The organism is Minwuia thermotolerans, from assembly GCF_002924445.1.
GTDB classification, from domain to species: domain Bacteria; phylum Pseudomonadota; class Alphaproteobacteria; order Minwuiales; family Minwuiaceae; genus Minwuia; species Minwuia thermotolerans.
Genome location: NZ_PIGG01000031.1, coordinates 243,224 through 263,843 on the forward strand (window position 1 = coordinate 243,224; position 20,620 = coordinate 263,843).

Sequence of the window (20,620 nt, forward strand, 5' to 3'; positions counted from 1 at the left end):
TCTCAGACCCCGATGGCATAGAAGTAGAAGGTCACCAATACGGCGATGCCGATCAGCATGGCGAAGGCGTAGTGGTAGACGTAGCCCGTCTGCAGCATCGTGATCCGCCGGGTGGCTCTGAGGACGCTGGCGGAAATGCCGTCGGGTCCCAGCCCGTCGATGATCCGGCCGTCGCCACCCTTCCAGAGGATACGGCCGAGCGCCTTGGCGGGCCGGACGAAGATCCAGTCATAGAGCTCGTCGAAGTACCACTTGTTCAGCAGGAACAGGTAGAGCGGCCGATGGGTGTTGGCGAAGTTGCCCGGCAGATCGGTCTTGCGCACGTACATGACCCAGGCGATCAGGATGCCGACCAGCGAGGCCACCAGCGGCGACAGCTTGACCCACAGCGGCACCTCATGGGCCGCCTCCATGGCGCCGTGCTGGGGCAGGATCAGGATCGAGTCGCCCCAGAAATCGTGCCAGTGATGCCCGGTGAGCGGACCGATGAACAGCAGGCCGGAGAACACCGCGCCGACCGCCAGGATGTAGAGCGGGATCATCATCACCGGCGGCGAGTCGTGTATGTGGGCCATGGTTTCCCGCGGCGCGCGCGGCTTTCCGTGGAAGGTCATGAACAGCAGCCGCCAGGAGTAGAAGGCGGTCATGATCGCGGCCCCCACACCCATGATATAGGCGAACTGCCCGACCCCGCTGCCGGCGCCGAAGGCGCTCTCCACGATCAGGTCCTTGGAATAGAAGCCGGCGAAGCCAAAAACATAGGGTATGCCGATGCCGGCGAGCGCCAGGCTGCCGATCCACATCATGATGTAGGTCTTCTTGATGTGGCGGGCGAGCCCGCCCATCTTGCGCATGTCCTGTTCGTCCGCGACGGCGTGAATGACCGAGCCGGCGCCCAGGAACAGCAGGGCCTTGAAGAAGGCGTGGGTGAACAGGTGGAAGATCGCCACCGGATAGGCCGAGAGGCCGGCGGCGAAGAACATGTAGCCCAGCTGGGAGCAGGTCGAGTAGGCGATCACCCGCTTGATGTCGTTCTGCACCAGTCCGATGGTGGCGGCGAAGAACGCCGTCGACGCGCCGACCACCGTGACCACGGCCAGGGCGTCCGGCGAGTATTCGAACATGTGGCTGCAGCGCACCACCAGAAAGACGCCGGCCGTGACCATGGTCGCCGCGTGGATCAGCGCGGAGACCGGCGTCGGGCCTTCCATCGCGTCCGGCAGCCAGGTGTGCAGCGGCAGCTGCGCCGACTTGCCCATCGCGCCCATGAACAGCAGCAGGCAGATGGTCGTCAGGATGTCCACTTCGTAGCCCAGGAACTGGAAGGTCTGGCCCGCGACTTCCGGCGTGGCCGCAAAGACCCCGGCGAAGGTCACGTCCTCGAACACCAGGAAGATGCCGGCAATGCCCAGGGCGAAGCCGAAATCGCCGACGCGGTTGACGATGAAGGCCTTCATCGCCGCGGCATTGGCCGAGGGCTTGTGGTACCAGAACCCGATCAGCAGGTAGGAGGCGAGACCGACGCCCTCCCAGCCGAAGTAGAGCTGCACGAAGTTGTCGCTGGTCACCAGCATCAGCATGGCGAAGGTGAACAGCGACAGATAGCTGAAGAAGCGCGCCTTGTGCGGATCGTGGGCCATGTAGCCGATCGAGTACCAGTGCACCAGGCAGGCGACCGTGTTGACCACGATCAGCATCACGGCCGTGAGCTGATCGACCTGCAGGGCCCAGTTCACCCGGAACTCCCCGGCGGTGATCCAGGTCAGAAGCTCGACGTGGGTCGGCGCGTGGCCGAAGGTCACGTCTAAGAAGACGATCCACGACAGCACCGCCGCCAGGGTCATCAGGCCGGAAGTGACCAGCATCGAGCCCCGGTCGCCGATCATGCGGCCGAAGAAGCCGGCCAGGATGGCGCCCAGAAGCGGGGCGAAGACGATCAGCGAATAGATCATGGAGCGCCCCTCAGCCCTTCATCATGTTGATGTCTTCGACCGCGATGGAGCCGCGGTTGCGGAAATAGACCACCAGGATGGCAAGGCCGATGGCCGCCTCCGCGGCCGCGACGGTCAGCACGAACATGGCGAAGATCTGGCCGACCATGTCCCCCAGATGCGCCGAAAAGGCCACCAGGTTGATGTTGACCGCCAGCAGCATCAGCTCGATCGACATCAGGATGATGATGACGTTCTTCCGGTTCAGGAAGATGCCGAAGATGCCCAGCGTGAACAGGATCGCCGCGACGGTGAGATAATGGCCGAGACCGATTTCCATGACTGTTTCTCCCGTCCCCTCAGATGCCCTGCCCGGGGCGGATCTTCCTGACCTCGACCGAATCGGCGCGGCTGCGCGAGATCTGCGCGGAGATTTTCTGGCGCTTGACGCCGGGCCGGCTTCGCAGCGTCAGCACGATGGCCCCGATCATCGCCACCAGCAGGATCATGCCAGCCGCCTGGAACAGGTAGATGTAGCGGGTGTAGACGAGGTCGCCGAGCGCGGCCGTGTTCTCGCGCACGCCGGGTGGCGGCGCGGGCGCGGCGACGGTTCCCGCCGTTTCCGGCGCGATGATCCAGGCGCCGACAACCATCAGGATCTCGATCAGCAGAACGACGCCGACCAGCAGCCCGACTGGCAGGTACTGCAGGAAGCCCTGGCGCATCTCGACAAAATTGATGTCGAGCATCATGACCACGAACATGAACAGCACGGCCACCGCGCCGACATAGACGATGACCAGGATCATCGCGAGGAATTCGGCGCCCATCAGCACGAACAGCCCGGCCGAGTTGAAGAAGGCCAGAATCAGGAACAGCACCGAATGGACCGGATTGCGCGCGGCGATGACCATGAAGCCGCACGCCACGGTCACGATCGCGAACAGGTAGAATGCGATAGTCGGCAGTATCACCAGCCGGTCCCCTCTCCTTGCCTCAGCCTCGCCCGCAGGCCCTTACCGATAGGGCGCGTCGGCCGCCAGATTGGCCGCGATCTCGCGTTCCCAGCGGTCACCGTTCGCCAGCAGCTTCTCCTTGTCGTAGAAGAGCTCCTCGCGCGTTTCGGTGGCGAATTCGTAGTTCGGCCCCTCCACGATGGCGTCCACCGGGCAGGCCTCCTGACAGAAGCCGCAATAGATGCACTTCGTCATGTCGATGTCGTAACGGGTCGTGCGCCGGCTGCCGTCATCGCGTGGTTCGGCCTCGATCGTGATGGCCAGCGCCGGGCAGATCGCCTCGCAGAGCTTGCAGGCGATGCAGCGCTCCTCGCCGTTGGGATAGCGCCTGAGCGCGTGCTCGCCGCGGAAGCGCGGGCTGAGCGGCCCCTTCTCGTAGGGGTAGTTCAGCGTCACCTTCTTCGTGAACATGTATTTCAGCGTCAGCCAGAAGCCGTTGCGGAAATCCTGCAGCAGTATCGAACGTGCGGTGCGGTCGAGAGCGCCCATCGAGGGACCTCCTTCAGCTCGCCATGCCGGGCAGCCACCCGGCATAGACCAGAATGCCCGAATAGATCACCACGGCCGCGAGCGAGATGGGCAGGAACACCTTCCAGCCCAGCCGCATCAGCTGATCGTAGCGGTATCGGGGCAGGGTCGCGCGGACCCAGATGAAGACGAACAGCAGCATGCTGATCTTCAGCGCGAACCAGATGATGCCCGGAACGAAGGTCTCCCCCGGGATCGGCGAGTGCCAGCCGCCCAGGAACAGGATCACCGTCAGGCCGCTCATCAGGATCATGTTCATGTATTCGCCCAGAAAGAACAGGGCGAAGGTCATGGAGGAATATTCGGTCTGGTAGCCCGCGACCAGCTCGGCTTCGGCCTCCGGCAGATCGAAGGGATGGCGGTTCGTCTCCGCCAGCGCCGAAATGAAGAAGATGATGAACATCGGGAACAGCGGGATGAAGTACCAGCCGAGGATGCCGCCGTTCTCCAGACCGAGCAGCGACGCCACCCCGGCGTTCGACTGCGCCGCCACGATCTCGGAAAGGTTCAGCGTGCCGGCGCAGAGCAGCACGGTGATGATGACGAAACCGATCGAGACCTCGTAGGAGACCATCTGCGCCGCCGAGCGCATGGCGCCGAGGAAGGCGTAGCGCGAATTGGACGCCCAGCCGGCCATGACGATGCCATAGACGCCCAGTGACGAGACCGCGAACAGGTAGAGCACCCCGACATTGATGTCGGCCAGCACCCAGCCCTCGTCGAAGGGAATCACCGCCCAGCCGATCAGCGCCAGGATGAAGGTCAGCATCGGCGCGATGACGAATATCGCCTTGTCCGAGCCGGTCGGAAGGATGGTTTCCTTGAAGAACAGCTTGGCGCCGTCGGCCAGCGGCTGCAGCAGGCCGAAGGGGCCGACCACGTTGGGGCCGCGGCGGATCTGCATCCAGCCCATCACCTTGCGCTCGGCCAGCGTCAGATAGGCCATCGCCAGCAGCATCGGCACGACGATCAGCAGGATCTTGCCCAGGATGATGATGAAGGGCAGAAGGTATCCGCTCCAGAAGTCAGCCATCGGTGCCCGTCGCCTCCGCGCCGCCGCCGCCGACCGAGTAGAGCGCCGAGCACTTGGCCATGGTCTCGCTCGCCCGGGCGATGGGATTGGTCAGGTAGTAGTCGCCGACGACCGGCCGGAACGGCGCGTCGCCGGGCTCGCCGCCGCCTGCTTCACCGAGAGCGCCGGGTCGCGGTACGTCCGGCATGTCAATGCCTTCGACGATTTCCTTCATGCGGGATCTGACGCCCTCGAGGTCGTCATAAGGCAGCGTCCGGCCCAGCTCGCCCGACAGCGCCCTGAGAACTTTCCAGTCCTCGCGCGCCTCGCCCGGCGGATGCACGGCGAAATCGGTCCGCTGAACGCGGCCCTCGGTATTGATGTAGATCGCCGATTTCTCGGTATAGGCGGCACCGGGCAGGATCACGTCGGCGGCGTGTGCGCCGGCGTCGCCATGACTGCCCTGGTAGATGACGAAGGCCTTCTCCAGCTTCGAAAAGTCGACCTCGTCGGCGCCGAGCAGATAGACGACTTCGACCTCGCCGACTGCCGCGCCGTCCAGGATCGCGGTCGTGTCGCGGCCGCCCTCGCCCGGCACCAGTCCGAGCTCCAGGCCGGCGACACGGGACGCCGCGTTGTGCAGCATGTTGAAGCCGTTCCAGTCATCGGCGACGGCGCCGGCCATGTCGGCGACGCGCCGGGCGGCGGCGTGGATGGCCAGACCGTCTTCCCGGGCGACCGCGCCTGCGCCCAGGATGATCATCGGCCGCTCGGCGCCCTTCAGCACCTCCGGGAAACCGATCCCGCCGCCGGCGAGCTCGGTCAGGGTCTGCGGGCCCGCGCCGAGATATTCGTACGGGTAGGTCAGATCGGCCTGCTCGCCGATGACGCCGATCTTCAGCGTCCCCGCCGACTGCACCCACGCCTTGCGGATACGGGCATTCAGCACCGCCGCTTCCTTGCGGGGGTTCGTGCCCACCAGCAGGATTGCATCCGCGTCCTCGATGCCGGCGATGGTCGAGTTGAACAGATAGTCGCCGCGCGCGCCGCCGCCGACCCTGCCGCCATCCTGACGGCAGTCGACATTGCCGGAACCCAGCGCGTTCATCAGATCCTTCAGCGCCATCATTTCCTCGGCGCCCGCCAGGTCGCCCGCGATGGCGCCGATGCGGTCGCCCGAAACGCCGTCGAGACGCGCCGCGATCGCCTGGAAGGCCTCCTCCCAGCTCGCCGGCTTCAGCCGTCCGTCGCGGCGCACATAGGGCCGGTCCAGACGCTGGCGGCGGAGGCCGTCGCAGGCGTAGCGCGTCTTGTCGGAGATCCACTCCTCGTTGACGTCGTCATTGAGGCGCGGCAGCACGCGCATGACCTCGCGGCCGCGCGCATCGACCCTGATATTGGAGCCCAGCGCATCCATGACGTCGATCGTTTCGGTCTTGCGCAGTTCCCATGGCCGCGCCTCGAAGGCATAGGGCCGGCTGGTCAGTGCGCCGACCGGGCAGAGGTCGATGACATTGCCCGACAGCTCCGAATCGACCACCTGCTCCAGCGCGGTGATCTCCATGTCCTCTCCGCGGAAGATGGCGCCGATTTCGGGCACGCCGGCGACTTCCTCGACGAAGCGGATGCAGCGCGTGCAGTGGATGCAGCGGGTCATGATCGTCTTGATCAGCGGGCCCATGTACTTCTCGGAGACCGCGCGCTTGTTCTCCTCGAAGCGGCTGCCGCCCCGGCCATAGGCCATGGCCTGATCCTGCAGATCGCACTCGCCGCCCTGGTCGCAGATCGGACAGTCGAGCGGATGGTTGATCAGCAGGAACTCCATCACGCCCTCGCGGGCCTTCTTCACGGTCTCCGTATTGGTGTGGATGACCATGTTGTCGCCCGCCGGCATGGCGCAGCTCGCAATCGGCTTCGGCGAACGCTCCATCTCGACCAGACACATGCGGCAATTGCCGGCGATCGAGAGCCGCTCATGATAGCAGAAGCGGGGAATCTCGGCGCCGGCGGCCTCGCAGGCCTGCAGCACCGTGGCGCCCTGGGGCACCTCCACTTCCATTCCGTCGACCGTCAGCTTCGGCATGACTTCGCGCCGTCCCTCGTTCGTACTTCCAGTCCAGTCGGCCTCAGGCCGCCTGTTTGCGATAATCCAGGATCCGCTGCTCCAGCACGGGCCGGAAATGCCGGATCAGGCCCTGGATCGGCCACGCCGCGGCATCGCCGAGGGCGCAGATCGTATGGCCTTCCACCTGCTTGGTGACGTCGTGCAGCTTGTCGATCTCCGCGATCGAGGCCTTCCCCTTCACCATCCGCGTCATCACCCGGTACATCCAGCCCGTCCCCTCGCGGCATGGCGTACACTGCCCGCAGCTCTCGTGCATGTAGAAATGCGAAAGATTGGCGATCGCCTCGACCACGTCCGTGGACTTGTCCATCACGATGACCGCCGCCGTGCCCAGGCCCGACTGCACCTCCTTGAGGCTGTCGAAGTCCATCAGGACCTCGTCGCAGATCGCCTTCGGGATCAGCGGCACCGAGGAGCCGCCGGGGATGACCGCCAGCAGGTTGTCCCAGCCGCCGCGGACGCCGCCGCAATGCTTCTCGATGAGCTCCTTCAGCGGGATGCCCATCTCCTCTTCGACATTGCAGGGCGTGTTCACATGGCCGGAAACGCAGAACAGCTTGGTGCCCGTGTTGTTCGGCCGGCCCAGGCCCGCGAACCAGGTCGCGCCGCGCTTCAGGATTTCCGGCGCGACGGCGATCGATTCGACGTTGTTCACGGTCGACGGACAGCCATAGGCGCCGACCGCCGCCGGGAAGGGCGGCTTCAGCCGGGGCTGGCCCTTCTTGCCCTCCAGGCTCTCGATCAGAGCCGTTTCCTCGCCACAGATATAGGCGCCGGCGCCGCGGTGCAGGATGATGTCGAAGTCATAGCCCGAACCACAGGCGTTCCTGCCGATCAGGCCGGCGTCATAGGCTTCCTCGATCGCGGCCTGCAGCACGCGGGCCTCGGCGACGAACTCGCCGCGGATGTAGATGAAGGCGGCCGAGGCGCGCATCGAATAGCCGGCCACCAGGCAGCCTTCCAGCAGCCGGTGCGGGTCGTTGCGCATGATTTCCCGGTCCTTGCAGGTGCCGGGCTCCGATTCGTCGGCGTTGACCACCAGATAGGACGGCCGGCCGTCGGATTCCTTGGGCATGAAGGACCATTTCAGGCCGGTCGGGAAGCCGGCGCCGCCGCGGCCGCGCAGACCCGATTCCTTGATCTGGTCGACGATGGCGTCCTGATCCATCGCCAGCAGATCCTTCGTGCCCTCCCAGACCCCGCGCCGGCGCGAGGCGGCCAGGTCCCAGGATTCGTCACCGTAGAGATTGGTGAAGATGCGGTCCTTGTCGTCCAGCATCAGGAAGCGCCCCCTGCCCGCTCCAGCAACGTCTTCCGGCCCTCCGCCGGCTCCGAGTACTTCCGGCCCGAGACCGGTCCCGGCGTTACGTCCTCCCCCGCGGCCAGCTTGTCCAGCAGCGCGCAGGTGCTGTCGTAATCCAGGTCCTCGAAATAGTCATCGTTGATCTGCATCATCGGCGCGTTGCAGCACGCGCCCAGGCACTCGACCTCGACCAGCGAGAACGTGCCGTCGGCCGAGACGCCGGCGTGATCGAGACCCGTCCGGTCCCTGATCGCCCGGCGCAGGTCGTCGGCGCCGCGCAGCCAGCACGGCGTCGTGCGGCAGAGCTGCAGGTGGAATTTCCCCACCGGCGCCAGATTGTACATGGTGTAGAAGGTTGCGACCTCGTAGGCGCGGATATAGGGCATGCCCAGCTTCTCCGCGACGGTGCGGATCGCCGCTTCGGGCAGCCAGCCGTGCTGGCGCTGTGCCAGGTCCAGCAGGGGCATTACCGCACTCTGCTGGCGGCCCTCCGGGTAGCGGGCAATGATCTTCTCCGCCTCGGCCCAGACTTCCGGCTCGAACTCGAAGCTCTCGGGCTGTTCGTCCTTGGGTGCGACGGGACGCGCGCTCATCGGTCGATCTCCCCGAAAACGATGTCCAGCGAACCGATGATGGCCACGGTGTCGGCCAGCAGATAGCCCTTCGAGAGGAAGTCGGTCGCCTGCAGATGCCGGAAGCCCGGCGCGGAAATCTTGCACTTGTAGGGCTTGTTGGTGCCGTCCGAGACCAGATAGACGCCGAACTCGCCCTTCGGCGCCTCGACGGCCGCATAGGCCTCGCCCTCCGGCACGTGGAAGCCCTCGGTGTAGAGCTTGAAGTGATGGATGAGCGCTTCCATCGACGTCTTCATGTCGGCGCGCTTCGGCGGCGTCACCTTCCTGTCGACCGAGGCGTGGGGCCCGTCGGGCAGGTTCTCCAGCACCTGACGGATGATACGCAGCGACTGGCGCATCTCTTCGACCCGGCAGAGATAGCGGTCGAAGCAATCGCCCGTCTTGCCCACCGGAATGTCGAAATCGTAGTTCTCGTAGCCGTCATAGGGCTGCGCCTTGCGCAGGTCCCAGGGCACGCCGGACCCGCGCAGCATCACGCCGGTGAAGCCCCAGTCCATGGCGTCCTCGGCGGAAATGATGCCGATGTCGGCATTGCGCTGGCGGAAGATGCGGTTCTCCGTCAGCAGCTCTTCCATGTCCTCGACGAAATGGGTCTTGTCGCACCAGTCCAGGATCTTTTCCGGCATGTCGGCGGGAATGTCCTGATGGACGCCGCCAGGGCGGAAATAGGCCGCGTGCAGGCGTGCCCCGGAGGCAGCCTCGTAGAACTCCATCAGCTTCTCGCGCTCCTCGAAGCCCCAGAGCGTCGGCGTCGTCGCGCCCACGTCCATGGCCTGGGTCGTGCAGTTCAGCAGATGATTCAGCAGCCGCCCGATCTCGCAGAACAGGACCCTCAGCGCCTGGGCGCGCGGCGGCACCTCCAGACCCAGCAGTTTCTCCGTCGCCAGGACGAAGGCGTGCTCCTGATTCATCGGCGCGACATAGTCCAGCCGGTCGAAATAGGGCATCGCCTGCAGATAGGTCTTGTACTCGATCAGTTTCTCGGTGCCGCGGTGCAGCAGGCCGATATGCGGATCCGCGCGCTCGACGATCTCGCCGTCGAGCTCCAGCACCAGGCGCAGCACACCATGGGCCGCAGGATGCTGCGGTCCGAAGTTCATCATGTAGTTCTTGATCTCGACTTCGGCCATCGTCAGGACGCTCCTTCGGCCTTCTCGTCGCCGGGCAGAATGTATTCGGCGCCCTCCCAGGGGCTCATGAAGTCGAACCGGCGGAACTCCTGAACCAGCTTCACCGGCTCGTAGACCACACGCTTCTGCTCGTCGTCATAGCGGACCTCGACATAGCCGGTCAGCGGAAAATCCTTGCGCAGCGGATGACCCTCGAAGCCGTAGTCGGAAAGGATCCGCCGCAGGTCGGGATGGCCCGAAAACATCACGCCGTACATGTCCCAGGTTTCGCGTTCGAACCAGTTGGCCGAACTGAAGACGCCACAGATGCTGGGGACCGGCGTCTCCTCGCCTGCCTGGATCACCACCCGGACCCTGAGATTGTGGCGCATGGACAGCAGATGGTAGACGACGTCGAAACGCGGGCTACGCCCCGGCCAGTCCACGGCGGTGATGTCCACCAGCATCTTGAAGAGACAGGACGAGTCGTCGCGCAGGAACGTCATCACCCGCTCGATGTGATCGGCCCGCACCCGGATGCGGAGTTCCTCCAGGCGGATCACGCTCTCGACCAGCGAATCGCCCAGGCCGGCCTCGATCGTCTCCCGCAGTTCGTTGAGCGCTTCATCCATGTAAGAGCAGCCGCCTTTCGGTTCGTTCAGCGCGCGATGGTGCCGGTCCGGCGGATCTTACGCTGCAGTTGCAGGATGCCGTAGACCAGCGCCTCGGCCGTCGGCGGACAGCCCGGCACGTAGATGTCGACGGGCACGATGCGGTCGCAGCCGCGCACGACGGAGTAGGAATAGTGGTAGTAGCCGCCGCCATTGGCGCAGGAACCCATGGAGATCACGTAGCGCGGCTCGGCCATCTGGTCGTAGACCTTGCGCAGCGCCGGCGCCATCTTGTTGGTCAGCGTGCCCGCCACGATCATAACGTCGGACTGACGCGGACTGGCGCGCGGCACGACACCGAACCGGTCGAGGTCGTAACGCGGCATGTAGGCGTGGATCATTTCGACGCCGCAGCAGGCGAGGCCGAAGGTCATCGGCCAGAGCGAGCCCGTCCGGGCCCAGTTCACCAGCTTGTCGACCTGGCTGACGACAAAGCCCTTTTCGCTGATCTCCTCGCCGACGTCGCGATAGAACGCGTCCTGATCGCCGGCGGCGTGCTGCGCGGAGCGTTCGGCGGCGGGAACCTTGTCGCTCATTCCCATTCCAGCGCTCCCTTCTTCCATTCGTAGACGAAACCGATGGTGAGGATGCCGAGGAAGATCATCATCGACCAGAACCCGAAGGTGCCGATCTCGGCCAGCGACACCGCCCAGGGGAACAGGAATGCCACTTCCAGATCGAAGATGATGAAGAGGATAGCGACGAGATAGAAGCGCACGTCGAACTGCCGCCGCGCATCGCCGAACGGCTCGAATCCGCACTCATAGGGCGAAAGCTTCTCCGGGTCGGGACGCTGCCGGGCGACGATGAAGGATGCGATCACCATGATGCTGGCCAGACCGACGGCGACGCCCAGAAAGATCAGGATCGGCAGATATTCCGCGAGCAATGTCTCAAGGCCGGCCATTGCGATCCCCTTTCGTCACAGCACCCTGACACCCGCGCCGGAGTATAGGGTCCGGCCACCTGTTCCGAAAGCGCCAAAGGACCGCAGGGGCGCGGGAAGAACCTGAGGTTTCTCAACGATTTCCCGGCGCCGGCTGTGGCCGGCATCTGGCGCGGAAAAATGGCGGGAGTGACGGGACTCGAACCCGCGGCCTCTGGCGTGACAGGCCAGCGCTCTAACCGACTGAGCTACACCCCCGCTGGCGGATGAAGCGTCGCGGGGATACGCCGCGGACCGTTTCCTGTCAAGGCCGGAACCGCGCGCCGCCGGACCCTGCGAAGGATTTTTTTCAGCCTTCCGCAGGGTCGGCGCGGCGGCGGACGCGTGACGGACGATGCCGCTCCGGCATCAGCCGATGTCCTGCAGCTTCGGCGTCCCGTATCCCGCCCGGAGGGAAAGCCTGCCGAAATGTCAGTTCTTGGCCGCGCCGACCCCGCTTTCGCGAAGCTGCGGCGGCGTACGCAGAAAGAGCAGGATGAGAACCGCGAAGCACAGCGGCATGATCGCGCTGACACGCAGGATGCCGTCATAGGTGCCGAACATGTCGTAGGCGAGGCCGAAGGGCAGCGCTCCGGTAGAGGCGGCGACCAGCCCCAAGGTCTGGCCCATGCCCTGGATACTGCCGAGATGCTTGCGGCCGAAATAGCGCGGCCAGAGATAGCCGAACAGCGACAGCATCATCGCATTGTTCAGCCCGAAGATCATGGCGTAGACGATCGCGGTCGGCAGGTCCCGCACGAAGCTCGCTGCGATCAGGGACAGGCACATCACCACAAGGGTCATGGCAAAGACCCGCTCGGTACGCATGGCGTCCAGCATGCGCCCCACCAGCGGCATGGCGAGCGCCATGGTAACCGCCGAGATCGGGAAGGAACGCGCCGCCAGGGCCGGATCGAGCCCGTGGTTGAGGAAGATCGAGACCTGGAAGACATGCAGCGCGGTGACCAGCATCGAGATCGAGAAAAGCCCTGGCGCGATCAGCCAGAAGGCGCGGGTGCGGAGCGCCTCGCGGGCCCTGAGACCTTCATCGGCGCGGCCGACCGGTGATGGGCCGAAGCCGCTGCGGGCCTCCGCCTCGCCGCCGTCGGGCTTCAGGCCGACATCCTCCGGCTTGCTCTCGACCAGGAAAAAGACGAGCGGGACCATCGCGATCCAGGTGGCGACCCCGATCCAGATCCAGGCTTCGCGCCAGCCCACCTGGGAGACCAGCCATTCCGACAGCGGCGGATGGATCGCCATGGATGCGGCGAAGCCCAGCATGATCAGGCTGATGGCGAAGCCGCGCTGGCGCTCGAACCACTGAGAGACGATGTTCGTGCAGCCAAGCATGGTCGAACCCTGGCCGAGGAGGCGCAGCGCTGCGAAGCCCATCAACAGGGTGGCGACGCCCCCGACCAGGCTGAACAGCGCGGCGGCGAGGCCGAGCAGCAGGATCACGAGGAGCAGGACGGGCCTGCCGCCGAAGCGGTCGATCTGACGGCCGACCAGCGGCAGCAGGAAGCCGCCCGCCAGGGTGGCCGCACTGAAGGCCGCCGCCACCTCGGTCACGCTGAGATCGAGATCGGCGGCGATCAGCGGAAAGAAGATGCTGAAGGTGTGCGACTGGCCGGCCCCGCTCACCAGCATGCCGACGACGCCGACGAAAACGATGATCCAGCCGTAGAAGAATCGCTGGTTGAGACCGTCGATGAGGCGGCTGCGGAATGCGGAGGGCGCAGTCATGAGGTTCGATCGCTCCGAGAAACTGGACCGGAAAGGTGTGCCCGACGGCCTGCATTACGCCGGATCCCGACCCCGGACCGCCGGACCGCATGCGCGCATCAACGCAGACGTCAGACATTTGAACCGACGGCTTCGCGTTTGCTACACGACTTGTTGCATGACAGCCCTGAAAGGTGACAGGGGGCCGGGACGATCGCGGACCCGTCGCCCCCTGTCTGACCTGTTTGATTGGTGGGCGGTGACAGGTTCGAACTGCCGACCCTCTCGGTGTAAACGAGATGCTCTTCCAGCTGAGCTAACCGCCCGTGAAACCGGACCGGCCATGTGCGCCGGCCGATCCGCCCGGGCCGAAAACGAAGCCGCCGGCCGCTCCTTCGAACGGCCGGCGCCCTGATCTTCGACCGACGTAGCCCGTCCCTAGTTGACGGAGTCCTTGAGACCCTTGCCGGCCTTGAACTTGGGCTGCTTGGACGCAGGAATGGAAATCTCCTCGCCAGTCTGCGGATTGCGGCCCTTGGAGGCCGCGCGCTTCGTCACCGAAAAGGTGCCGAATCCGACCAGACGGACCTCGCCGCCACCCGCCAGCGCGGAGGTAATGGTGTCGAACACCGCGTCCACGGCGTTGCTCGCATCGCTCTTGGAAATGTCGGCCTTGTCCGAGACCGCAGCCACCAGCTCGTTCTTGTTCACGTGAATTCCCCTTTCTGATTGCCGGTTCGCAACCCTTCAAAACGCAGCAACCTTAGGGTCGGCCCTCGCCTCCGTCAAAAGAAAAGCCCCCGAAAATCGCGGTTTTCCACAGATTCGGGGGCTGTTTCCTAGTGCGTAACCACGTCGCCATGATCGCTGTCACGTCGCGATGCGGCGAGGCGTTCGGCTTCGTAGGCTTCCTCGTCCCATTCGACGGCGGTGAGCGGCTGGGTCAGGGCGCGCGGCAGGACATCGTCGACCGTCGCCACGGGCACGATCTCGATGTCGCGCTTGACGTTGTCCGGAATGTCCTGGAGGTCCTTCTCGTTGTCGCGCGGGATCAGCACCGTCTTGATGCCGGCCCGGTGCGCGGCGAGCAGCTTCTCCTTCAAACCGCCGATCGGCAGCACCCGCCCGCGGAGCGTGACCTCGCCGGTCATGGCGATGTCGCGCCGCACGGGGATCTGCGTCAGCACGGAGACGATGGAGGTGACCATCGCGATACCGGCGGACGGACCGTCCTTGGGCGTCGCGCCCTCGGGCACGTGGATATGGATGTCGCGCTTGTCGAAGGTCGGCGGAATGACGCCGATGCTCAGCGAGCGCGAGCGGACATAGGACTTCGCCGCCTGCACCGATTCCTGCATGACATCGCCCAGCTTGCCGGTGATGGTCATGCGGCCCTTGCCGGGCAGCATCACCGCCTCGATCGACAGCAGTTCGCCGCCCACCTCGGTCCAGGCCAGGCCCGTGGTCACGCCGATCATGTCCTCGTCTTCCATCATGCCATAACGGAAGCGCTTCACGCCGGCGTACTTGTCGAGGTTGCGGACGGTGACCTTCACCTGCTTGATCTTGTTGGTGACGATCTCCTTGACCGCCTTGCGGGCCAGGTTGGCGATCTCGCGCTCCAGATTCCGGACACCGGCCTCCCGGGTGTAGTAGCGGATGAGATCGCGGATCGCATTGTCCGAAATCTCCCACTCCCCCTTCTTGAGGCCGTGGTCCTTGATCTGCTTCGGCACCAGATGGCGCTTCGCGATCTCGACCTTCTCGTGCTCGGTGTAGCCCGACAGCCGGATGATCTCCATGCGGTCCAGCAGGGGCTGCGGCATGCGCAGCGTGTTGGCCGTGCAGACGAACATCACGTCGGAGAGATCGTAGTCGACCTCCAGATAGTGGTCCTGGAAGGTATGGTTCTGCTCCGGATCCAGAACCTCGAGCAGCGCCGATGACGGATCGCCGCGGAAATCGGCGCCCATCTTGTCGACCTCGTCGAGCAGGAAGAGCGGATTGGACTTCTTCGCCTTCTTCATCGACTGGATGATCTTGCCGGGCATGGAACCGATATAGGTCCGCCGATGGCCGCGGATCTCGGCTTCGTCGCGAACGCCGCCGAGGGAAAGGCGGACGAACTCGCGCCCCGTGGCCGAGGCGATGGACTTGCCGAGCGAGGTCTTGCCGACGCCGGGCGGGCCGACGAGGCAGAGAATCGGACCCTTCAGCTTCTTCGCGCGCTGCTGCACAGCGAGATATTCGAGGATCCGCTCCTTGACCTTCTCCAGACCGTAGTGGTCGTCATTGAGCACGACTTCGGCGGCGTTGATGTCCTTCTTGACGCGGCTCTTCTCGCTCCACGGAATGGACAGCAGCCAGTCGAGGTAGTTTCGCACGACCGTCGCCTCTGCCGACATCGGGCTCATGTTCTTCAGCTTCTTGAGCTCGGCCTCGGCCTTCTCCCGCGCTTCCTTGGAGAGCTTGGCCTTCTCGATACGCTCCTCCAGCTCGGCCATCTCGTTGCGTTCTTCGTCGCCATCGCCGAGTTCGCGCTGGATCGCCTTCATCTGCTCGTTGAGGTAGTATTCGCGCTGCGTCTTCTCCATCTGGCGCTTGACGCGGCCACGGATCTTCTTCTCGACCTGGATCACGTCCAGTTCGCCGTTCATCCGGGCCAGCACCTGCTCCAGGCGCTCCTCGACGCTCAGGATCTCCAGCAGTTCCTGCTTGTCGGAGAGCTTGAGCTGCAGGTGCTGGGCGACGGTGTCAGCCAGCTTGCTGGCGTCGTCGATCTTTTCGACCGTGGCCAGCACCTCGTTCGGGACCTTCCGCGAGACCTTCACATACTGCTCGAACTGCTCCTGGACCGAACGCATCAGCGCCTGGACCGACTGGCCGTCGGGTGCGGCCTCGTCCAGCACTTCGGCCTCGGCCTCGAAGAACTCGCTGTTGCCGGTGAAGCCGGAAATGCGCGCGCGGCGGCGGCCCTCGACCAGCACCTTCACGGTGTCGTCGGGCAGCTTCAGAAGCTGCAGCACCGTCGAGACCGCGCCATAGCGGTAGATATCGTCGGCGCCCGGTTCGTCGACGGACGCGTCCTTCTGCGCGACAAGCAGGATCTCCTTGTCGCCCTGCATCACCGCTTCCAGCGCGCGCACCGACTTTTCGCGCCCGACGAACAGGGGCACGATCATGTTCGGAAATACGACGATGTCGCGAAGCGGCAGTACCGGCAGGGTCTTCGTGGTCTTCGGATCAGACAAAGCAGCCTCCATCAAGCGCGGCCTCTGGACCTCCCATTGAGCATCCGGCCGCCAGCAATTGATCTATGCGGTCTGGAACAGCGTTCAAGCCGGAATACGCTTTTTGTTCCGGCCCGGCCTGGGTGTTCGCCCGTCGGTTCAGGCGGAGCTGTCCATCTCGCCGGCGCGGTCGGCATAGAGCTTCAGCGGGCTCGCATTGCCGTCCACGACCTCGGCGTTGACGACGACCTGCTCCACGCCGTCCATGTTCGGCAGATCGAACATCGAGTCCAGCAGGATGTTCTCCAGGATCGAGCGCAGGCCCCGCGCGCCGGTCTTGCGTTCGATCGCCTTGCGCGCGATCGCCTTGAGGGCGTCGTCGGTGAAGGTCAGCCCCACGTCCTCCATCTCGAACAGCCTCTGGTACTGCTTGACCAGGGCGTTCTTCGGCTCGGTCAGGATCTGGACCAGGGCTTCCTCGTCCAGATCGCGCAGCGTCGCCAGCACGGGCAGACGACCCACGAACTCCGGGATCAGGCCGAACTTGAGCAGATCCTCCGGCTCCACGCCGGCCAGGATCTCGCCCGTCTTGCGGTCGTCGGACGACCGCACGTCGGCGCCGAAGCCGATCGAACTGCCCTGGCCGCGGGCGGAGATGATCTTGTCGAGGCCCGCAAAGGCGCCGCCGCAGATGAACAGGATGTTGGTGGTGTCCACCTGCAGGAACTCCTGCTGCGGATGCTTGCGGCCGCCCTGGGGCGGCACGGAGGCCACCGTGCCCTCCATGATCTTCAGCAGCGCCTGCTGCACGCCCTCGCCCGACACATCGCGGGTGATCGAGGGGTTGTCGGACTTGCGGCTGATCTTGTCGACCTCGTCGATGTAGACGATGCCGCGCTGGGCGCGTTCGACATTGTAGTCGGCCGACTGCAACAGCTTCAGGATGATGTTCTCGACATCCTCGCCGACATAGCCGGCCTCGGTCAGCGTGGTGGCATCGGCCATGGTGAATGGCACGTCGAGGATGCGCGCCAGCGTCTGCGCCAGCAGCGTCTTGCCGCAGCCGGTCGGGCCGATCAGCAGGATGTTAGACTTGGCCAGCTCGACATCGGAATTCTTGGCGCTGTGATTGAGCCGCTTGTAGTGGTTGTGGACGGCCACGGAGAGAATGCGTTTGGCCGTGCTCTGACCGATCACGTAGTCGTCGAGGACCGCGCAGATTTCGGCCGGCGCCGGGATGCCGTCGCGGGTCTTGACGAGGGAACCCTTGTTCTCCTCGCGGATGATGTCCATGCAGAGTTCGACGCATTCATCGCAGATGAACACGGTGGGCCCGGCGATGAGCTTGCGAACCTCATGCTGGCTCTTCCCGCAGAACGAGCAGTACAGGGTGTTCTTCGAGTCGCCGCCGCTAAGTTTCGTCATATCCGCTCCGATCTCCTGATCACGCTACGCATTGTAAACAAGTGCCGTCCGCGCCGTACAGCCCATTGCGCCCGTGATATGGGTCGACGCAAACCTGTCGGTCCCCGGGTATCGGGACAATGCTATCCCGCCGCCATTCAAGGTTCGGTTAACGCGATCACTCGGAATCGGTCTTGCCACCCCCGGAACCCGTTCCGGACCCAGGCGCTGCGCGCTTCTCGACGACTTCGTCGATCAGGCCGAACTCCTTCGCCTTGTCCGGAGTCATGAAATTGTCGCGATCCATCGCACGTTCAACCGTGTCGATGTCCTGGCCGGTGTGATGAACGTAGATTTCGTTCAGCCGCTTGCGCAGGGCAAGAATCTCGCGGGCGTGAATCTCGATATCCGCCGCCTGACCCTGGAAACCGCCGGAGGGCTGATGAATCATGATGCGGGAGTTGGGCAGGCTGAACCGCATGCCCTTCTCGCCGGCCGCCAGCAACAGCGATCCCATCGACGCCGCCTGGCCGATACACAGTGTCGCGACCTTGGGGCGGATGTACTGCATGGTGTCGTACATCGCCAGTCCCGAGGTGACGATGCCGCCGGGCGAGTTGATGTAGATGGAAATTTCCTTGGAGGGGTTTTCCGCCTCCAGGAAAAGCAGCTGCGCCGTAACCAGCGACGACATGCCGTCGTGCACCGGCCCGACCACGAAGATGATCCGCTCCTTCAGCAGGCGCGAGTAGATGTCGTAGGCGCGCTCGCCCCGGTTGGTCTGCTCCACGACCATCGGGACGAGAGTGTTCATGTAAACGTCGCGCGGGTCCTGCATGACGGCTCCTTAGACTGTCGGGAAGCGGCGTTACCGGATGGCGCTCCGGCCGCCGCGAATGGAATCACCCCACAAATATGGCGCGCCCGCGGCGGTTCGAAAACCGTCAGGCGCTCGCTGCGGCGTTTTCCTCATCCGCGTCCGGATCCGCCGACAGCTCCTCGGGGCTCACCTTGCGCTCGCTGACCTTCGCCATCTCGACGATGAAGTCGATCACCTTGTCCTCGAAGACCGGCGCGCGCAGCCGCTGCATGGCGTCGGGATTCTTCTGGTAGAAATCGACCACCATCCGTTCCTGACCGGGGAAGTTGCGCGCCTGCTTCATGATTTCCCGGTTCACCTCGTCGGGGGTGACCTCCAGCTTGTTCTCGCGGCCGATCTCGGCCAGCACGAGACCCAGGCGGACGCGCCGCTCCGCGATCTTGCGGTATTCGTCCTTCTTCTCGTCGTCCAGCCCCTCGTCGACCGGCGGGTGATCGTGCTCATGATCGTGATCATGGTCATGCCCGTGATCATGGTCGTGCTCGTGATCATGGTCGTGCTCGTGATCATGGTCGTCCTGCTGGCCATCCTCGGCCTTCGCCTGACGGACAATCTGATCGTACTCGGTCTCGACCATACCCGGCGGAACCTCGAAGTCATGGCGTTCGGCCAGCTTGTCGAGAACCTCGCGCTTCAGGCGCATGCGGCCGATCTCGCCGTACTCCTCGGCGATGCGGCCGCGCATGGTCTCGCGCAGGGCGGCGAGATCGTCCAGGCCCAGCTGCTTGGCGAAATCGTCGTCGATCGTGGCCGCCCGGGCCGTACGGATTTCGCGCACGGTGACGTCGAAGTTCGCTTCCTTGCCGGCCAGGTCCTTGGCGCCGTATTCCTCGGGGAAGGTGATGGTGACGACCGTCTCGTCGCCCGCCTTCTTGCCGACAAGCTGCTCCTCGAAGCCGGGCACGAACTGACCCTGCCCCAGCACGATCTGGACCTCCTCGCCGGCGCCGCCCTCGAAGGGTTCGCCATCGATCTTGCCGACGAAGTCGATCACGATCGCATCGCCTTCGGCAGCGGGGCGGTCCTCCTCGATCTTCTCGTAGGTCGTCTGATCCTGCGCCAGGCGCTCCAGCGCGCTGTCGACGGTCTCGTCGGGCACCTCGGCGGTCAGGCGTTCCACCTCCAGCGAGGACAGATCGGCAATCTCGAAATCGGGAAGGATCTCGAGCGACATCTTGTAGGCCAGATCCTGGCCCTCGTCGAAGCTCTCGATCTCGATCGACGGCTGCACGGCCGGCCGCACGTCGTTGTCTTCCAGCGCCTTCTGGCTGGATTCGTTCAGCGTCTCTTCGAGGACCTCGCCGAGGATGGACTTGCCGTACATCTGGCGCAGCAGTTTCGGCGGTACCTTGCCGGGCCGGAAGCCCTTCATCTGGACCTGGCCGCTGAGCTCCTTCAGCTTCGCCGACATTTTCGCCTCGACGTCCTCGGCGGGCACCACAATCTTGTATTCGCGTTTCAGACCTTCCGCCGAAAGCTGTTCGATCTGCATCGACGCCTCTTTCCTTTTCCACCGGGCCCCGCCGGACAGGGGACCTTCATACTGTCATTGCGGCCGCCCCCGCGGCCCGCTGTTCCGTCCGCGCGGCCCGGCCGTGTACCGTTCCGCCCCAGCCACGGCTGAACCTGGTGCGGGCGGAGGGACTCGAACCCCCACGACTTGCGTCACCAGGACCTAAACCTGGCGCGTCTACCAATTCCGCCACGCCCGCCGGAAGCGGCCATGGCCGGGTCGCGCAGATGCGCGCCGGGCCGCCCCTACGCCGCGGCGGAGCCATACGCGCCCGGCCCCACGGCGTCAAGCGCGGGCAGGTCCCGGCGGCGCGGAAACCGGCGCTGTCTCAGAGGAACTGGTCGACCTGGCGAAACTGGTCGAGAAAACAGGAGAGCGCGAGGACGCGAAGACCGCCGATCGCCTTGCGCTGACCCTGCACGTGGGTCACACGGTAGCGGACATGGGGAATACCCTGACCGTCGGTCATCACCTCGACGACCTCCGCGCGTTCCATGGCGCGGCCGGCAAGCCGCCGTTCATGAAGCGAACCTGTTTCAGGGCGTGGCGCAGCACGTTTCCGAGCAAAGAACATGGTCAAAAGATCGCAATCCGAAAGTTGGCTCTTGATTGTGAT

At 64.7% G+C, this 20,620-nt stretch carries 19 protein-coding genes and 3 tRNA genes; all 22 read right to left on the bottom strand.

The genetic code is table 11. From position 1 onward, the window contains the following. Window positions 1–2: 2 nt before the first annotated feature. The 22 genes from nuoL to CWC60_RS23550 all read right to left on the bottom strand — a co-directional run bounded on the left by nuoL (window position 3) and on the right by CWC60_RS23550 (window position 20,500). On the bottom strand, window positions 3–1,949 hold the full coding sequence (gene nuoL, locus CWC60_RS09055; protein WP_109793929.1) for an NADH-quinone oxidoreductase subunit L: 1,947 nt from the start codon (window positions 1,947–1,949) through the stop codon (window positions 3–5). Between the two features lie 13 nt (window positions 1,950–1,962). Beyond that, window positions 1,963–2,271: an NADH-quinone oxidoreductase subunit NuoK gene (gene nuoK, locus CWC60_RS09060; protein ID WP_109793669.1), complete on the bottom strand. Its 309-nt coding sequence runs from the start codon at window positions 2,269–2,271 to the stop codon at window positions 1,963–1,965. Window positions 2,272–2,290: 19 nt separating this feature from the next. Then, window positions 2,291–2,905, bottom strand: coding sequence for an NADH-quinone oxidoreductase subunit J (locus CWC60_RS09065; RefSeq protein ID WP_109793670.1), 615 nt, complete (start codon window positions 2,903–2,905; stop codon window positions 2,291–2,293). A 42-nt stretch (window positions 2,906–2,947) separates the two neighbouring features. Beyond that, the gene (gene nuoI, locus CWC60_RS09070) at window positions 2,948–3,436 is read right to left on the bottom strand and encodes an NADH-quinone oxidoreductase subunit NuoI (protein WP_109793671.1); all 489 of its coding nucleotides are present in this window, start codon (window positions 3,434–3,436) and stop codon (window positions 2,948–2,950) included. A 13-nt stretch (window positions 3,437–3,449) separates the two neighbouring features. Continuing rightward, window positions 3,450–4,508 carry an NADH-quinone oxidoreductase subunit NuoH gene (nuoH, locus tag CWC60_RS09075; RefSeq protein WP_109793672.1) on the bottom strand — a complete coding sequence of 353 codons (1,059 nt, stop codon included), beginning with the start codon at window positions 4,506–4,508 and terminating at the stop codon, window positions 3,450–3,452. Then, the gene (nuoG, locus tag CWC60_RS09080; RefSeq protein ID WP_109793673.1) at window positions 4,501–6,570 is read right to left on the bottom strand and encodes an NADH-quinone oxidoreductase subunit NuoG; all 2,070 of its coding nucleotides are present in this window, start codon (window positions 6,568–6,570) and stop codon (window positions 4,501–4,503) included. The genes nuoH and nuoG overlap by 8 nt, the downstream gene beginning before the upstream one ends. A gap of 43 nt (window positions 6,571–6,613) precedes the next feature. Continuing rightward, entirely contained in the window at window positions 6,614–7,891 is a 1,278-nt protein-coding gene (gene nuoF / locus CWC60_RS09085) for an NADH-quinone oxidoreductase subunit NuoF (RefSeq protein ID WP_109793674.1), read from the bottom strand. Beyond that, a complete protein-coding gene (gene nuoE / locus CWC60_RS09090; RefSeq protein WP_109793675.1) occupies window positions 7,891–8,508 on the bottom strand; it encodes an NADH-quinone oxidoreductase subunit NuoE in 618 nt (205 codons plus the stop codon). Before nuoE ends, nuoF begins: the two co-directional genes overlap by 1 nt. Continuing rightward, window positions 8,505–9,680, bottom strand: a complete 1,176-nt coding sequence (locus CWC60_RS09095; protein WP_109793676.1) for an NADH-quinone oxidoreductase subunit D — start codon at window positions 9,678–9,680, stop codon at window positions 8,505–8,507. The genes nuoE and CWC60_RS09095 overlap by 4 nt, the downstream gene beginning before the upstream one ends. A 2-nt stretch (window positions 9,681–9,682) precedes the next feature. Next, window positions 9,683–10,291 (bottom strand): NADH-quinone oxidoreductase subunit C, encoded by a 609-nt coding sequence (locus tag CWC60_RS09100; protein WP_109793677.1) that lies wholly within the window; start codon window positions 10,289–10,291, stop codon window positions 9,683–9,685. A gap of 26 nt (window positions 10,292–10,317) precedes the next feature. Next, a complete protein-coding gene (locus CWC60_RS09105; protein WP_420891150.1) occupies window positions 10,318–10,893 on the bottom strand; it encodes a NuoB/complex I 20 kDa subunit family protein in 576 nt (191 codons plus the stop codon). Then, complete coding sequence (locus tag CWC60_RS09110; RefSeq protein WP_109793679.1) at window positions 10,863–11,237, bottom strand: NADH-quinone oxidoreductase subunit A; 375 nt, start codon at window positions 11,235–11,237, stop codon at window positions 10,863–10,865. Before CWC60_RS09110 ends, CWC60_RS09105 begins: the two co-directional genes overlap by 31 nt. Window positions 11,238–11,397: 160 nt before the next feature. Continuing rightward, window positions 11,398–11,474: transfer RNA gene (locus CWC60_RS09115), tRNA-Asp, on the bottom strand. Between the two features lie 213 nt (window positions 11,475–11,687). After that, window positions 11,688–12,998 (bottom strand): MFS transporter, encoded by a 1,311-nt coding sequence (locus CWC60_RS09120; RefSeq protein ID WP_109793680.1) that lies wholly within the window; start codon window positions 12,996–12,998, stop codon window positions 11,688–11,690. A 229-nt stretch (window positions 12,999–13,227) separates the two neighbouring features. Next, a tRNA-Val gene (locus CWC60_RS09125) sits at window positions 13,228–13,303 on the bottom strand. Window positions 13,304–13,415: 112 nt separating this feature from the next. Next, the gene (locus CWC60_RS09130) at window positions 13,416–13,688 is read right to left on the bottom strand and encodes an HU family DNA-binding protein (RefSeq protein ID WP_109793681.1); all 273 of its coding nucleotides are present in this window, start codon (window positions 13,686–13,688) and stop codon (window positions 13,416–13,418) included. Between the two features lie 128 nt (window positions 13,689–13,816). Beyond that, window positions 13,817–16,240 (bottom strand): endopeptidase La, encoded by a 2,424-nt coding sequence (gene lon / locus CWC60_RS09135; RefSeq protein ID WP_109793682.1) that lies wholly within the window; start codon window positions 16,238–16,240, stop codon window positions 13,817–13,819. Between the two features lie 126 nt (window positions 16,241–16,366). Next, on the bottom strand, window positions 16,367–17,632 hold the full coding sequence (clpX, locus tag CWC60_RS09140; RefSeq protein WP_109793683.1) for an ATP-dependent Clp protease ATP-binding subunit ClpX: 1,266 nt from the start codon (window positions 17,630–17,632) through the stop codon (window positions 16,367–16,369). 157 nt (window positions 17,633–17,789) lie between these two features. After that, complete coding sequence (gene clpP / locus CWC60_RS09145) at window positions 17,790–18,449, bottom strand: ATP-dependent Clp endopeptidase proteolytic subunit ClpP (protein WP_109793684.1); 660 nt, start codon at window positions 18,447–18,449, stop codon at window positions 17,790–17,792. Between the two features lie 106 nt (window positions 18,450–18,555). Beyond that, on the bottom strand, window positions 18,556–19,983 hold the full coding sequence (tig, locus tag CWC60_RS09150; protein ID WP_109793685.1) for a trigger factor: 1,428 nt from the start codon (window positions 19,981–19,983) through the stop codon (window positions 18,556–18,558). 135 nt (window positions 19,984–20,118) lie between these two features. Then, window positions 20,119–20,203 (bottom strand) — tRNA-Leu (locus CWC60_RS09155). Window positions 20,204–20,332: 129 nt separating this feature from the next. After that, entirely contained in the window at window positions 20,333–20,500 is a 168-nt protein-coding gene (locus CWC60_RS23550; protein ID WP_164516450.1) for a hypothetical protein, read from the bottom strand. Between the last annotated feature and the right edge of the window lie 120 nt (window positions 20,501–20,620).